The organism is Streptomyces sp. NBC_01520 (assembly GCF_045040375.1).
Taxonomy (GTDB): domain Bacteria; phylum Actinomycetota; class Actinomycetes; order Streptomycetales; family Streptomycetaceae; genus Streptomyces.
Genome location: NZ_CP109404.1, coordinates 3,082,927 through 3,098,550, shown reverse-complemented (window position 1 = coordinate 3,098,550; position 15,624 = coordinate 3,082,927). Strand labels below are relative to the sequence as shown.

12 protein-coding genes are annotated in these 15,624 nt (G+C 71.2%); 11 read left to right on the top strand and 1 reads right to left on the bottom strand.

Annotated features, from left to right (window positions below; genetic code table 11):
- Window positions 1-274 precede the first annotated feature (274 nt).
- Both OG524_RS14055 and OG524_RS14050 read left to right on the top strand, forming a co-directional pair.
- Window positions 275-1,708, top strand: coding sequence for an NAD-dependent malic enzyme (locus OG524_RS14055; RefSeq protein WP_405390475.1), 1,434 nt, complete (start codon window positions 275-277; stop codon window positions 1,706-1,708).
- A gap of 379 nt (window positions 1,709-2,087) precedes the next feature.
- Complete coding sequence (locus OG524_RS14050) at window positions 2,088-2,369, top strand: HU family DNA-binding protein (RefSeq protein ID WP_003968811.1); 282 nt, start codon at window positions 2,088-2,090, stop codon at window positions 2,367-2,369.
- A gap of 380 nt (window positions 2,370-2,749) precedes the next feature.
- Here OG524_RS14050 and murA read toward each other — a convergent pair whose 3' ends face one another.
- A complete protein-coding gene (gene murA, locus OG524_RS14045) occupies window positions 2,750-4,090 on the bottom strand; it encodes a UDP-N-acetylglucosamine 1-carboxyvinyltransferase (RefSeq protein ID WP_361884629.1) in 1,341 nt (446 codons plus the stop codon).
- A gap of 298 nt (window positions 4,091-4,388) precedes the next feature.
- Between murA and OG524_RS14040 the strand changes: the two genes are divergently transcribed.
- From OG524_RS14040 to OG524_RS14000, 9 genes are all read left to right on the top strand, one after another.
- Entirely contained in the window at window positions 4,389-4,949 is a 561-nt protein-coding gene (locus tag OG524_RS14040) for a YqgE/AlgH family protein (RefSeq protein WP_384498964.1), read from the top strand.
- Window positions 4,950-4,979: 30 nt separating this feature from the next.
- Window positions 4,980-5,279, top strand: a complete 300-nt coding sequence (locus OG524_RS14035) for a DUF3039 domain-containing protein (protein WP_383561538.1) — start codon at window positions 4,980-4,982, stop codon at window positions 5,277-5,279.
- 275 nt (window positions 5,280-5,554) lie between these two features.
- Entirely contained in the window at window positions 5,555-6,859 is a 1,305-nt protein-coding gene (locus OG524_RS14030; RefSeq protein ID WP_405390476.1) for an extracellular solute-binding protein, read from the top strand.
- Between the two features lie 2 nt (window positions 6,860-6,861).
- On the top strand, window positions 6,862-7,833 hold the full coding sequence (locus OG524_RS14025) for a carbohydrate ABC transporter permease (RefSeq protein WP_405390477.1): 972 nt from the start codon (window positions 6,862-6,864) through the stop codon (window positions 7,831-7,833).
- Window positions 7,834-7,841: 8 nt separating this feature from the next.
- Window positions 7,842-8,681 (top strand): carbohydrate ABC transporter permease, encoded by an 840-nt coding sequence (locus OG524_RS14020; RefSeq protein WP_405393202.1) that lies wholly within the window; start codon window positions 7,842-7,844, stop codon window positions 8,679-8,681.
- A gap of 1 nt (window position 8,682) precedes the next feature.
- Window positions 8,683-10,320: a beta-N-acetylhexosaminidase gene (locus OG524_RS14015; protein ID WP_405810469.1), complete on the top strand. Its 1,638-nt coding sequence runs from the start codon at window positions 8,683-8,685 to the stop codon at window positions 10,318-10,320.
- Window positions 10,321-10,659: 339 nt separating this feature from the next.
- Window positions 10,660-11,553, top strand: coding sequence for an FAD binding domain-containing protein (locus OG524_RS14010; protein ID WP_405390479.1), 894 nt, complete (start codon window positions 10,660-10,662; stop codon window positions 11,551-11,553).
- Entirely contained in the window at window positions 11,550-13,130 is a 1,581-nt protein-coding gene (locus tag OG524_RS14005; protein WP_405810467.1) for a 2Fe-2S iron-sulfur cluster-binding protein, read from the top strand. Before OG524_RS14010 ends, OG524_RS14005 begins: the two co-directional genes overlap by 4 nt.
- 79 nt (window positions 13,131-13,209) lie before the next feature.
- Window positions 13,210-15,543, top strand: a complete 2,334-nt coding sequence (locus tag OG524_RS14000) for a xanthine dehydrogenase family protein molybdopterin-binding subunit (RefSeq protein ID WP_405810465.1) — start codon at window positions 13,210-13,212, stop codon at window positions 15,541-15,543.
- The last annotated feature ends 81 nt before the right edge of the window (window positions 15,544-15,624 follow it).

The following is a 15,624-nucleotide window of genomic DNA, read 5'->3' as shown; positions in this document are numbered from 1 at the left end:
GTGCCACCTAAGCGAAGAAGACAGACCCGCGTCACCTTCCGGTGGCGCGGGTCTGTTTGTGTTCACGGCGGTGTCCGTCGGCCGGAGCGGTTCCGTCGCGTGGCCGGAAAGGGTTCCTTCGGACGGATGCTTCTCGTATGGTGGAAAAACATTTCCGAAAGGTGGCAGTCATTACCGGCTACCCGTCGGTAGGTGCGACGATCGGAACGCACGTACGGGGTGATGCCCCGCCGCGCGCACAGCAATGAAGCTAAGGAAAGCGAAGGACTCGGCCATGGCAACGGCGCCCAGCGTCTCGTACTCGATGACGGTCAGGCTGGAGGTGCCCGCGAGCGGCACAGCGGTCTCCCAGCTCACCACGGCCGTGGAGTCCTCCGGCGGTTCGGTCACCGGCCTCGACGTGACCGCTTCCGGCCACGAGAAGCTGCGGATCGACGTCACGATCGCGGCGTCCTCGACGTCGCACGCGGACGAGATCGTCGAAGGCCTGCGCGACATCGAGGGTGTCGTCCTCGGCAAGGTCTCCGACCGTACGTTCCTGATGCACCTCGGCGGCAAGATCGAGATGGCGTCCAAGCACCCCATCCGCAACCGTGACGACCTCTCGATGATCTACACCCCGGGTGTGGCCCGGGTCTGCATGGCGATCGCCGAGAACCCCGAGGACGCCCGCCGACTCACCATCAAGCGCAACTCCGTCGCGGTCGTGACCGACGGCTCCGCGGTGCTCGGCCTCGGCAACATCGGCCCGATGGCGGCGCTCCCCGTGATGGAGGGCAAGGCGGCCCTGTTCAAGCGCTTCGCCGGTATCGACGCGTGGCCGATCTGCCTGGACACGCAGAACACTGATGAGATCGTCGCGATCGTCCGTGCGATCGCCCCCGGCTTCGCGGGCATCAACCTGGAGGACATCTCCGCCCCCCGCTGCTTCGAGATCGAGGCGCGCCTGCGCGAGGCGCTGGACATCCCCGTCTTCCACGACGACCAGCACGGCACGGCGATCGTCGTCCTGGCCGCGCTCACCAACGCGCTGCGCGTGGTGGGCAAGGGCATCGGTGACGTACGGGTCGTCATGTCCGGCGCGGGTGCGGCCGGTACGGCCATCCTGAAGCTGCTCATCGACGCGGGCGTCAAGCACGCGGTCGTCGCCGACATCCACGGTGTGGTGCACGCGGGCCGTGAGGACCTGGTCTCCGCCGACCCCGACTCGCCGCTGCGCTGGATCGCCGACAACACCAACCCCGAGGGCGTCACCGGCACCCTCAAGGAGGCTGTCGTCGGCGCCGACGTCTTCATCGGCGTCTCCGCCCCCAACGTCCTGAACGGCGACGACGTCGCCGCGATGGCCGACGGTGCGATCGTGTTCGCGCTCGCGAACCCGGACCCCGAGGTCGACCCGACGATCGCCCGCGAGACGGCGGCAGTTGTCGCCACCGGGCGTTCCGACTTCCCGAACCAGATCAACAACGTACTGGTCTTCCCGGGTGTCTTCCGCGGCCTGCTGGACGCCCAGTCCCGCGCGGTCGACACGGACATGATGCTCGCCGCGGCCCGTGCTCTCGCCGACGTCGTCGCCGAGGACGAGGTGAACGCGAACTACATCATTCCGTCGGTCTTCAACGACAAGGTCGCCGGAGCCGTCGCGGGGGCGGTCCGCGAGGCCGCGAAGGCGGCCGGGACCTCCGGGGCCACGGCGGGCCCCGCGTAACACACGCCGCCCGCGGGGGTCGGCCACGGCTCCCGCGGACGGTGCCCTACCTCACGTCCGGGCGCCCCGTACGGCGCGTCGCGGGTCGTGGCGTCCCAAACGCCCCTTTAGGGTGGGCGGGCAGCGAGCCCCACAGGCCCGGCATCCGCTGCGGACCGCTGCAACAAGTCGACGGAACGTCACCACGGGCGGAATGGTGGTGATTTTCGTGTGACGTCCAGGGGATCCGGATTGGCGTTAGCGCCGCAGGTGGGGGCAGGATGCGTATTCGGGCGCGAGGGTCTGACATCAGACCCGGGTCCGGGGACTGTCAGAGGGCCCTGGCAGCATCGGCTTCGATCTCACGCCTCACAGGCAAGAAGAACACGGGAGTAACAACATGAACCGCAGTGAGCTGGTGGCCGCCCTGGCCGACCGTGCCGAGGTGACCCGCAAGGACGCCGACGCCGTTCTGGCCGCCCTCGCCGAGACCGTCGGCGAGATCGTCGCCAAGGGCGACGAGAAGGTCACCATCCCCGGCTTCCTGACCTTCGAGCGCACCCACCGTGCCGCTCGCACCGCTCGTAACCCGCAGACCGGCGACCCGATCAACATCCCGGCCGGCTACAGCGTGAAGGTCTCCGCGGGCTCGAAGCTCAAGGAAGCCGCCAAGGGCAAGTAAGGCCCTCAAGGCATCAGGAAGGGCGGCCGTCCCCACCGGGGCGGCCGCCCTTCGGCGTACCCCGGACCCTTGCGCACGCAGGCGGCGCGGGCGCTGTGAGGCGCCGCGACGCCCGGGAGGCCCCCGGGTCCGGCTTGTGTCCGTACGGGGCCGTACGGGCGCACTGCGGGGTTTGTGGGGCCGGCCGGGGTGCGGACCCGCTCGTCGCTCTGGCGCGGTTCGCCTTCGCGGGCGGGCCCCTCGTACGGGTCATGAAGAAGCCCGCCGCCCCGGTCCTCGTGCGGGACCGGGGCGGCGGGCTGTGGTGCGGGGGTGCGGGGGTGCGCAATGCTGTGTGCGGCAGCACTGTGCGCGCGCCGGAGCGCGCATCCGGCGCGCCGTCAGACGAGTGAGCCGCCCGGCAGTTCGACCTTCGCGCCGAGCTTCTCGAGCTTGTCCATGAAGTTCTCGTAGCCGCGGTTGATCAGGTCGATGCCGTGCACCCGGGACGTGCCCTGGGCCGCCAACGCGGCGATCAGGTACGAGAACCCGCCGCGCAGGTCCGGGATCACCAGGTCCGCGCCCTGGAGCCTGGTGGGCCCGGAGACGACCGCCGAGTGCAGGAAGTTCCGTTGCCCGAAGCGGCAGTCGGAGCCCCCGAGGCACTCGCGGTAGAGCTGGATGTGCGCACCCATCTGGTTGAGCGCCGACGTGAAGCCGAGCCGGGACTCGTACACCGTCTCGTGGACGATCGACAGGCCCGCGGCCTGCGTCAGGGCCACCACGAGCGGCTGCTGCCAGTCGGTCTGGAATCCGGGGTGGACGTCCGTCTCCAGCGCGATGGCGTTCAGCGCGCCGCCCGGGTGCCAGAAGCGGATGCCCTCGTCGTCGATCTCGAAGGCACCGCCGACCCGGCGGAAGGTGTTGAGGAACGTCATCATCGAACGCTGCTGGGCACCGCGCACGTAGATGTTGCCCTCGGTCGCCAGCGCCGCCGACGCCCAGGAGGCCGCCTCCAGGCGGTCCGGGATCGCCCGGTGGGTGTAACCGTCGAGCCGGTCGACACCCGTGATCCGGATCGTCCGGTCGGTGTCCATGGAGATGATCGCGCCCATCTTCTGCAGTACGCAGATGAGGTCCTCGATCTCCGGTTCGACGGCCGCGTTGGACAGCTCGGTGACGCCCTCGGCGAGGACGGCGGTCAGCAGCACCTGCTCGGTGGAGCCCACCGACGGGTACGGCAGCCGGATCTTGGTGCCGCGCAGCCGCTGCGGGGCCTCCAGGTACTGGCCGTCCGCCCGTTTCTCGATGGTCGCGCCGAACTGGCGCAGCACCTCGAAGTGGAAGTCGATCGGCCGGCCGCCGATGTCGCAGCCGCCGAGCCCCGGGATGAACGCGTGGCCCAGGCGGTGCAGCAGCGGGCCGCAGAAGAGGATCGGGATGCGCGACGAGCCCGCGTGGGCATCGATGTCGGCGACGTTCGCGCTCTCGACGTGCGACGGGTCGAGGATGAGTTCGCCCGGCTCGTCACCGGGGCGGACGGTCACGCCGTGCAGCTGCAGCAGTCCCCGGACCACCCGCACATCGCGGATGTCGGGCACGTTGCGGAGCCGGCTGGGCCCGCTGCCGAGCAGCGCGGCGACCATTGCCTTCGGCACCAGGTTCTTGGCGCCTCGGACGCGGATCTCGCCCTCCAGCGGGGTGCCGCCGTGGACAAGCAGGACATCGTCTGTGCCGGTCATGTATCTCGCGTTCCGGAGTGGTCGGGCAGGGGGCCATCGAAAAGGGTAATGGCCCCCCACCCCCCTTCCGTAAGTCACGGGGGGGTGTACGAACGTCATGAATCCGCCACAACACGTTCCGCTCGGCATCCCTTGCGGAGGGTTACCGTCCGCAAGGGCTGTTCGACGCGCCCGCACCCGTGCGCTCTCCGCGCGCCTGTGCGGCTCCTGTGCGCCCTGAGCTGCGCACGGGCATCGGCCGGGACCGGGCGGACCGGTTGGGTCCCGCGGAGGGCGAAGATGCGGGATCATTTCTGCCATGACCGAGGTGTCCTCGCTCACAGGGCGACTGCTCGTGGCCACACCCGCCCTGGCGGACCCCAACTTCGACCGCGCGGTCGTGCTGCTCCTCGACCACGACGAGGAGGGCTCGCTCGGCGTTGTCCTGAACCGCCCGACCCCCGTCGGCGTCGGTGACATCCTCGCGTCCTGGGCCGGCCTGACCGGCGAACCGGACGTGGTCTTCCAGGGCGGTCCGGTCTCGCTCGACTCCGCGCTGGGCGTCGCGGTGATCCCCGGCGACGAGGGCCCCCTGGGCTGGCGCCGGGTGCACGGGGCGATCGGCCTGGTGGACCTGGAGGCGCCGCCGGAGCTGCTGGCGGCGGCGCTCGGTTCGCTGCGGATCTTCGCGGGATACGCGGGCTGGGGGCCCGGCCAGCTGGAGACGGAGCTGACCGACGGTGCCTGGTACGTGGTGGAATCGGAGCCCGGCGATGTTTCGTCGCCACGCCCGGAGAGCCTCTGGCGGGCCGTCCTGCGGCGCCAGCGCAGCGAACTGGCGATGATCGCGACGTATCCGGACGACCCTTCGCTGAACTGATGCTCGGAGCTTTCAGTACGCTTGGCAGTTATGAGCACTCTTGAGCCCGAACGCGGGGCAGGTACGGGGACCCTCGTAGAGCCGGCGCCGCAGGTGTCGAACGGCGACGGCGACCACGAGCGCTACGCCCATTACGTCCAGAAGGACAAGATCATGGCGAGCGCCCTGGAGGGCACTCCCGTGGTGGCACTGTGCGGCAAGGTCTGGGTCCCGGGGCGCGACCCCAAGAAGTACCCGGTCTGTCCGATGTGCAAGGAGATCTACGAGTCCATGGGCGCCGGCGGCGACAAGGACAAGGGCAAGGGCGGCAAGGACAGCGGCAAGAAGTAGTCCCGGCCCATCTTCCTCAGGCCCTTCGGGGCCTCGGCCCCCGGGGCGCGCAGCGATGCGTGCCCCGGGGGCCTTTTCGTATGCCCGGCGGCCTTCCGTGCCCCCGGTGCCGGGTGGGCGGCGGGCGGGCGGTGCGTTGCACCGGGTGCGTCCGGTGGTCACGAATTGGTTGAGACCACTTGTCCGGGTGGTGGTGCGCCCTTACTCTCCTGCCAGTTGTGCAGAACGAAACGCACGTTGCAGAGAATGCAACGACTGACCGAAATGGGTCCCGGATGAAGCTTTCTGCCCGAATTGCCGCCCCGGCCGCCGCGCTGGTGCTGGCGGGCCTCACGGCCACCGCCTGTGCACCGCAGACCTCCGACACCGGCGCCGAGGGGGACGAGAAGAGCGGCACGCTCCGCGTGTGGCTCTTCCAGGAAGTCGGCAACAAGCCCAAGGAGAAGGTCGTCGACGCGGCCGTCGCCGACTTCGAGAAGTCCCACGAGGGAGCGGAGGTCGAGGTCGAGTACATACCCGTCGACACCCGCGCCCAGCGCATCAAGGCGGCGTTCAACGACCCGAAGAGCGCCCCCGACCTCATCGAGTACGGCAACACCGACACGGCCGGCTACGTGAAGGACGGCGGACTCGCCGATGTGAGCAAGGAGTTCGCGGCCTGGGACGAGGCCAAGGACACCGACCCGACCGCCAAACAGTCCGTGACCGTCGGCGGCCAGGTGTACGGGGCGCCGCTCTTCGTCGGCGTACGGGCGCTGTACTACCGCACCGACGTCTTCGACGACCTCGGCATCGAACCCCCCAAGTCCCAGGCCGAGCTGATCTCCACCGCCAAGAAGGTCCACGGGGAGAAGCCCGAGCTGTACGGCCTCGTGGTCGGCGGTGCCTACACCTACGGCGCGATGCCCTTCATCTGGGCGAACGGCGGCGAACTGGCCGACGAGACCGGCGTGAGCTACGAGTCGGCCATCAACAGCGAGAAGGCCCGCAAGGGCATCGAGGCCTACACCTCGCTCTTCGGCGACGACAACTGCCCCGCCGCCAAGTGTGCGGCCATGGGCGGCAACGCGACCGTCACCGCCTTCGCGTCCGGCAAGGCGGCCATGGCGATCGGCGGCGACTTCAGCCACGCGGCCGTCGAGGCGGGCAGCGTGAAGGGCAAGTACGCGGTCGTCCCGCTGCCCGGCGTCGAGAAGGGCTCCATCGCGCCCGCGTTCGCGGGCGGCAACAACATCGGCGTACTCAGGAGCAGTTCGCACCGCACCCTGGCCGTCGACCTGATGAAGTCGCTGACCGGCAAGAAGGCGCAGGCGAAGATGTTCGACGCGATGGGCTTCCTGCCGACCTATACGGACGTGCGGGCCACCGTCGCGGAGAAGGAGCCGTTCGTCGGGCCGTTCGTCGACACGCTCGGCGCGGGCGCCAAGTTCGTCCCCGCCTCCCCGGCCTGGGGCCAGATCGATGCCTCGCTGGTCCTGCCGACGATGTTCCAGGAGATCGTCAGCGGCCGTAAGGACGTGGCTGCCGCCTCGGACGACGCGGCGAAGAAGATGGACGCGGCGTTCGCCGACGCGAGCTGACGATGACCGTGGACACGACGGCGTACAAGGCCCCCGAGAAGTCCGGGGCGGGCGGCCCGCCGGCCCGCCCGCCCCGGCGCCGCCCGGCATCCCCGGCGCTGAGCTCCAGCTGGACCCCCTGGCTGTACCTGCTGCCCGCGCTCGTCCTGCTCGGCGGACTCCTCGTCTACCCGATCTACCAGCTGGGCCTGATCTCCTTCCTGGAGTACACCCAGGCCCAGGTCAGCGGCGGCGAACCGACCACGTTCGTGGGCTTCGGCAACTACGCGACACTCTTCGGCGACAGCCAGTTCTGGCAGGTCCTCCTCGCGACCGTGCTCTTCGCCACGGCCTGCGTGCTCGCCACCCTGTTCGTCGGCTGCGCCCTGGCCGTCCTGCTGACCCGCATCCGGGCCCTGCCCCGGCTCGTGCTCATGATGGCCGCGCTGGGCGCCTGGGCGACCCCGGCGATCACCGGCTCCACCGTCTGGGTGTTCCTCTTCGACCCGGACTTCGGACCGGTCAACAGGGTGCTCGGGCTCGGCGACTTCTCCTGGACGTACGGGCGCTACAGCGCCTTCGCCCTGGTGCTCCTCGAAGTGCTCTGGTGCTCGTTCCCGTTCGTGATGGTGACCGTGTACGCGGGCATCCGCGCGATCCCCACCGAGGTGCTGGAGGCGGCGTCCCTGGACGGTGCCTCGCAGTGGCGGATCTGGCGGTCGGTCATGGCGCCGATGCTGCGGCCGATCCTGATCGTCGTCACGATCCAGTCGATCATCTGGGACTTCAAGGTCTTCACCCAGATCTATGTCATGACCAACGGCGGTGGCATCGCCGGCCAGAACCTGGTGCTCAACGTGTACGCGTACCAGAAGGCGTTCGCGTCCTCGCAGTACAGCCTCGGATCGGCGATAGGCGTCGTGATGCTGGTGATCCTGCTGGCCGTGACGCTGGTCTATCTGCGCCTGGTGCGACGCCAGGGAGAGGAACTGTGAGCACGCCGATGACCCGTCTTCGCATCCGGCGTCCAGGCAGGCTGGCGGCGGAGGCGGCCGCCCTCGTCATCGCCGTGCTGGTCGCCTTCCCGCTGTACTGGATGGTCCTCTCCGCGCTCAAGCCGGCGGGCGAGATCCAGTCCACCGAAGCACGGCCCTGGACGCTGTCCCCGTCCCTCGACTCGTTCCGCCGGGTCTTCGAACAGCAGGATTTCGGCCACTACTTCCTCAACAGCCTGCTCGTCGCGGGCACGGTCGTCATCGTCTCCGCGCTGATCGCCTTCCTCGCCGCGACGGCGGTGACGAGATTCCGCTTCAAATTCCGCACGACCCTGCTGATCATGTTCCTGGTCGCGCAGATGGTGCCCGTCGAGGCGCTGACCATTCCGCTGTTCTTCCTCATGCGGGACTTCGGACAGCTGAACACCCTGGGCTCGCTGATCCTCCCGCATCTCGCCTTCTCGCTGCCGTTCGCGATCTGGATGCTGCGCGGTTTCGTCAAGGCCGTTCCCGACGCGCTGGAGGAGGCCGCCTACATCGACGGGGCGAGCCGCACCCGCTTCCTGTGGCAGATCCTCTTCCCGCTCGTCTTCCCGGGGCTTGTGGCGACCAGCGTCTTCTCGTTCATCTCCACCTGGAACGACTTCCTGTTCGCGAAGTCGTTCATCATCAGCGACACCTCCCAGTCGACGCTTCCCATGGCGCTTCTGGTCTTCTTCAAACCCGACGAGAACGACTGGGGAGGGATCATGGCGGCCTCGACGGTGATGACCATTCCCGTCCTGGTCTTCTTCGTACTCGTACAGCGCCGTCTGGTCTCCGGGCTGGGTGGAGCGGTGAAGGACTGACGTGGACAACCTGATTCCGGCCCCCCTACGCACCGAGGGCGAAGGGGGGCGCGGATTCCTCCTGGACCCGTCCACCACCCTCACGGCACAGGCCGGCACCGAGGGCACGGAGCGCTGGCTGCGCACCACCCTCGGCGCCGCCTTCGGCCTGCCCCTCGCCCCGGGCACCCCGGCGGACGGGGCGGGGAACACCGTCGAGCTGCGCGTCGACGCCACCCTGGAACCCGAGGGCTACCGGCTGTCCGTGGCGCCAGGCTCCGGTGTACGCATCACCGGCGGGAGCGCCGCCGGTGTGTTCTGGGGGGCGCAGACCCTCCGTCAGCTCCTGGGACCCGAGGCGTTCCGCCGCGCACCCGTCGGCGCCGGTACAGGCAAGGGCGTCCCTGCCACGGAGATCGAGGACCGGCCCCGCTTCCCCTGGCGCGGCCTGATGCTCGACGTGGCACGGCATTTCATGCCCAAGGACGACGTCCTGCGCTACCTCGACCTCCTCGCCGCACACAAGCTGAACGTCTTTCACTTCCACCTCACCGACGACCAGGGCTGGCGCATCGAGATCAAGCGCCACCCCCGGCTCACGGAGACCGGTGCCTGGCGCGCCCGGACCAAATACGGCCACCGCGCCTCCGAACTGTGGGACGAGACCCCGCACGGCGGTTTCTACACGCAGGACGACATCCGCGAAATCGTCGCGTACGCGGCCGAGCGGCATATCCGGGTCGTCCCCGAAATCGACATCCCGGGGCACTCGCAGGCAGCCATCAGCGCATATCCGGAACTGGGCAACACCGACGTCATCGACACCTCCGCGCTTTCCGTGTGGGACACCTGGGGCATCAACCCGAACGTACTCGCCCCCACCGACACCACCCTGCGCTTCTTCGAAGGCGTCTTCGAGGAGGTGCTCGACCTCTTTCCCGCGGCCACTTCGCCGTTCGTCCACATCGGTGGCGACGAATGCCTCAAGGACCAGTGGAAGGAGTCCCCGGCGGCGCAGGCCCGGATGGCCGAACTCGGCCTGCCCGACGAGGACGCGCTCCAGTCCTGGTTCATCCGGCACTTCGACCGCTGGCTCACCGCCCGGGGACGCCGCCTCATCGGCTGGGACGAGATCCTCGAAGGCGGCCTCCCCGAGGGCGCCGCGGTGTCCTCGTGGCGGGGTTACGCGGGCGGCGTCGCCGCCGCCGAGGCCGGGCACGACGTCGTGATGTGCCCCGAGCAGCAGGTGTACCTGGACCACCGTCAGGACGGCGGCCCCGACGAGCCGATGCCCATCGGATTCGTCCGGACGCTGGAGGACGTCTACCACTTCGAACCCGTACCCCCGGGCCTGTCCGAGGACGCGGCCGGCCACATCATCGGCACCCAGGCCAACGTCTGGACCGAGGTCATGCAGAACCGGGCCCGCGTCGACTACCAGGTCTTCCCCCGGCTCGCGGCGTTCGCCGAGGTCGCCTGGTCCGCGCTGCCGGCCCCCGGCGAGCGGGACTTCGCCGACTTCGAACGCCGCATGGGCACGCACTACGACCGGCTCGACGCCCTGGGGGTCGCCTACCGTCCGGCCGGCGGCCCGCTGCCGTGGCAACGCCGGCCCGGGGTCCTGGGTCGCCCGATCGAGGGACCGCCCCCGCGGGTGTGAGTCCGGGGCCGGCCAGGTGCTTCCGCCCGTGCGGGCCAGGTGCTTCCGCCTGTGCGGGCCGTGTGCTTCCGCCCGGACCGGGTGTCCGGCCCGGACCCCGGACCGTGGCGCGCGCGAACCGAATATGTCGTACGAACTCGCTGAAGAGTGGCAATGCGTGCGCCGGGCGGAAGTCGGGTGGAATGCGACTTATCCCCTGATCGGGGACGGATGTGTCCTTCGTGGACCCTCGCGCCGGTCCGCCCGGAAGATGTGCCAGAGTTGCCACGTCCCGGCCGTGAGCACGTACCGTACGGCGGACGGGCGGGACTGCCGGGACACCGGGAAGGGGCAGCTGGGTTGACCACGCACGCACCGCAGGCGACGCAGTCGGTAACGCTGCCGGCCTCGCTCGACGAGGCCGTGGCGGCTCTAGGAGCCATGCCTGCCGCCGTTCCTGTGGCCGGGGGCACGGACCTCATGGCAGCCGTCAACAAGGGCCTGTTGCGCCCCTCGGGGCTGGTCGGGCTGAGCCGGATCAGCGAGCTGCGCGGCTGGCACTACCAGGACGGCCACGCCCTGCTCGGGGCCGGCCTCACCCACGCACGCATGGGGCGGCCCGACTTCGCCGCCCTCATCCCCGCGCTGGCCGCCTCCGCGCGCGCCGCCGGACCGCCCCAGATCCGCAACGCCGGAACACTCGGCGGCAACATCGCCACCGCGGCCCCGACCGGCGACGCCCTGCCGGTTCTGGCGGCCCTGGAGGCCGAGCTGGTCGTCGCGGGTCCGGGCGGCTCACGCCGCGAGATCCCGGTCTCGCACCTCCTCGCGGGCCGCGAGATGCTGGGGCCCGCCGAGCTGATCGGCTTCGTGCGCGTACCCCTGCTGCACGCGCCCCAGGTGTTCCTCAAGGCGACCGGCCGCACCGGCCCGGGCCGCGCCACCGCCTCCGTCGCGATCGTCCTGGACCCGGCGCGGCGCGGGGTGCGCTGCGCGGTGGGCGCGATCGCCCCGATGCCGCTGAGGCCCCTGGAGGCGGAACGCTGGATCGCCTCCCTGATCGACTGGGACGGCGAACGGGGCCTGGCCCCCGACGCGCTGGCCGCCTTCGGCGAGTACGTCGCCGCGGCCTGCATCCCGGACCAGGCACCCGACGACGGGGGAGAGGCACCACCGCTGCCCCCCGCCGTACTCCACCTGCGGCGCACGGTCGCCGCGCTCGCCCGACGCGCGCTGGGGAGGGCACTGTCGTGAGCAATGAAGAGAATCCCGACCGGCGGCACGGGCAGCCCGACCCGTACGGCGGCTGGCAGCCCACTCCGCAGAGCGGTGAGTACGACGCGGAGGCGACCGCCTTCGTCCACCTGCCCCCGGAGGACCTCGCCAACCTCGGCAACGACCCGCTGGCCGCCCCCGGCCAGGGCTACGTACCGCCGATGATCCTTCCGCTGACCCCGGCGGCGGGGCTCGACCCCGCGACGACGGGCAGCTGGGTCGTGCAGACGCAGAGCCAGCAGGAGCGGGCCGCCCGCGCGGAGACCGCGCCCGACGCGGTGCACTGGCCGGACCCGAACCAGCAGGAGCCCTACGGGCAGCAGTACCCGCAGACCTACCCCTCGACGTCGCAGTACGAGCAGACCTCGTCGACGACGGCCCAGTGGAACTTCACCGAGCCGGTGCCCGCCGCAGAGCCCGACGGCCCGGCGCACCCGCACGCGCCCGGACACGTACCGGCTGCGCCGTCGGCTTCCGCCGCCGCTTCCGCCGAGCCCATGGGGCACACCGGCCAGTGGACGATCCCGGTGGCGAACGGCGACCTCCCGGACGAGTCCGGGGAGTTCGCGGCCTCGGCCCTGGCGTCCCAGTGGTACGCGGACACGCCCCCTGCCACCCTCCCGGGGGGCGCGGCGGCACCGTGGGCCACCCAGGAGCAGCCACTCCCGGAGCCGCCCGCGCCGGAGCCGCTGCCCGAGCCCTCGTCGGAGGTCCCGTCCGAGCCCGACGCGCCGGCGGAGGCTGCCGGGGAGGAGGCGTCCGCCGAGACCCCGTCGGCGCCCGAGCCGCCGGTGGACGGACAGGACGCGCCCGGCACCCCGGCCGGTCCCGACGAGGGGGTGCCCGAGGCCGCCAAGGCTGCCGAGGTATCCGAGACACCCGACGACGCCCTGGCACACGCCACACCCCCCGGTCCGGACCCCGCCCCCGTGGACCTCGCTCCCGCGGACCTCGCCCCCGTGGGTGTGCCGGACAGGCCCAGCGAGCACCCCGCCGCCTCGTACGTCCTGCACGTGAACGGTGCGGACCGTCCCGTCACCGACGCCTGGATCGGCGAATCGCTGCTGTACGTGCTCCGGGAGCGCCTCGGCCTCGCCGGTGCCAAGGACGGCTGCTCGCAGGGCGAGTGCGGTGCCTGCAACGTCCAGGTCGACGGCCGCCTCGTGGCCTCCTGCCTGGTTCCCGCGGCCACCACGGCGGGCAGCGAGGTCCGTACGGTCGAGGGCCTCGCGGTGGACGGCGAACCGTCCGACGTCCAGCGGGCCCTGGCCCGTTGCGGTGCCGTCCAGTGCGGCTTCTGCATCCCCGGGATGGCCATGACCGTCCACGACCTCCTGGAGGGCAACCACGCCCCCAGCGAGCTGGAGACGCGCCAGGCCCTGTGCGGCAACCTCTGCCGCTGTTCCGGCTACCGGGGCGTGCTCGACGCCGTACGCGAGGTCGTCGCCGGCCGGGAAGCGGCCGACACGGACGACGAGGAACCACGGATCCCGCACGAGGCCGCGCCCGGCGCGGGCAGCGTCCAACCGCACGCGCACGAGGGAGACCCCCGGTGAACACCGCGTCTCCCGCAGCACCGGTCATCCACACCACCAACAGCTGCTTCCGCAGCGGGGCGAACGACAAGGAGGCGGCGTGACCAACGACGCAGCCACCGCGACCAGCACCACCCGGACCGCACCGCAGCCCGAGGGCACAAGCCCGGTCCAGGAGCTGCCCGCGCTCGGCCTGGGGGCCTCGCTCCCGCCGGCCGACGCCCGCGCGAAGACCGAGGGCACGTTCCCGTACGCGGCCGACCTCTGGGCCGAGGGCCTGCTGTGGGCCGCGATGCTGCGTTCCCCGCACCCGCACGCGCGCATCCTGTCGATCGACACGTCCGCCGCCCTGGAGATGCCGGGCGTGCGCGCGGTCGTCACGCACGAGGACATCCCCGGGGACAGTTCGTACGGCCGGAGCGTCGTCGACCGCCCCGTCTTCGCCTCCGACCTGGTCCGGCACCACGGCGAGGCCATCGCGGCCGTCGCCGCGGACCACCCCGACACCGCACGCCTGGCCGCCGCCGCGGTCGCCGTCGAGTACGAGGTGCTCGAACCGGTGACCGACCCGGAGAAGGCCTTCGCGGCCGAACCGCTCCACCCCGACGGCAACCTCATCCGCCACATCCCGCTGCGCTTCGGCGACCCGGACACGGTCGGCGAGGTCATCGTCGAGGGCCTGTACCGCATCGGCCGCCAGGACCCCGCCCCGATCGGAGCCGAGGCCGGCCTCGCCGTACCCCGCCCCGACGGCGGCGTCGAGCTCTACACGGCGTCCACGGACCCGCACACCGACCGCGATCTCGCCGCCGCCTGCTTCGGCCTGGACCCCGACCGGGTCAAGGTCGTCGTGACGGGCGTCCCGGGAGCGACCGGCGACCGTGAGGACCCCGGCTTCCAGATCCCGCTCGGCCTCCTCGCCCTGCGCACCGGCTGCCCGGTCAAACTGGCCGCTACGCGCGAAGAGTCCTTCCTCGGCCACGCCCACCGCCACCCCACCCTGCTGCGCTACCGCCACCACGCGGACGCCGAGGGCAGACTGGTCAAGGTCGAGGCCCAGATCCTCCTGGACGCGGGCGCGTACGCCGACTCCTCGTCCGAATCGCTGGCCGCCGCGGTGGCCTTCGCCTGTGGCCCGTACGTCGTCCCGCACGCCTTCATCGAGGGCTGGGCGGTGCGTACGAACAACCCGCCCTCCGGCCATGTGCGCGGCGAGGGCGCGATGCAGGTGTGCGCGGCCTACGAGGGCCAGATGGACAAGCTGGCGGCGAAGCTGGGCATCGACGCGGCCGAGATCCGCCTCCGCAACGTCCTCTCCACCGGCGACATACTCCCCACCAGCCAGACCGTGACGTGCCCGGCCCCGGTGGCGGAACTGCTCCGCGCGGTCCGCGACCACCCGCTCCCCACGCTTCCCAAGGACGCCCCCGAGGACGACTGGCTGCTGCCGGGCGGCCCGGAGGGCGCCGGTGAGCCCGGAGCCGTACGCCGGGGTGTCGGCTACGCACTGGGCATGGTCCACATGCTCGGGGCCGAGGGCACGGACGAGGTCTCCACCGCCACGGTCCGGGTCCACGACGGTGTCGCCACGGTCATCTGCGCGGCCGTGGAGACCGGCCAGGGCTTCACCACCCTCGCCCGGCAGATCGTCCAGGAGACCCTGGGCGTCGAAGAGGTCCACGTGGCGGCGGTGGACACCGACCAGCCCCCCGCGGGCCCGGCGACGCACGGCCGTCACACCTGGGTCTCCGGCGGCGCGGTGGAACGCGCGGCCAAGATGGTCCGCACCCAGCTCCTCCAGCCGCTGGCCCACAAGTTCGGCATGTCCACGGAGCTCCTCCAGATCGCCGACGGCAAGATCACCTCGTACGACGGTGTGCTGTCCACGACGGTCATGGAGGCCATGGACGGCAAGGAACTCTGGGCCACGGCCCAGTGCCGCCCCCACCCGACCGAACCCCTGGACGAGTCCGGCCAGGGAGACGCGTTCGTCGGCCTGGCCTTCTGCGCGGTCCGCGCGGTGGTCGACGTCGACATCGAGCTCGGCTCGATCCGCGTGGTCGAGATGGCGGTCGCCCAGGACGTCGGCCGCATCCTCAACCCCGCCCAGCTGGCGACCCGCATCGAGGCGGGCGTCACGCAGGGCATCGGCGCGGCCCTCACGGAGAACCTCCGCACGGCCCGGGGCCTGATCCGGCATCCCGACCTCACCGGTTACGCACTTCCGACGTCTCTGGACGCTCCGGACATCCGCATCGTCAAACTGATCGAGGAACGCGACGTGGTGGCCCCCTTCGGCGCCAAACCCGCCTCCGCGGCCCCGGTGGTGACGTCCCCCGCGGCGGTGGCCTCGGCAGTCCGCGCGGCCACGGGCCGCCCGGTCAACCGCCTCCCGATCCGCCCGCAGGCGGCGGTGGCCACCCCCAAGTCCTGAGGGCCCGGCCCCCGGTGTGATCCACGTTGCACGTGCAACCCGGGGATGCGGGGTGTCACCGGTGCTGGCTACAGTGATGCC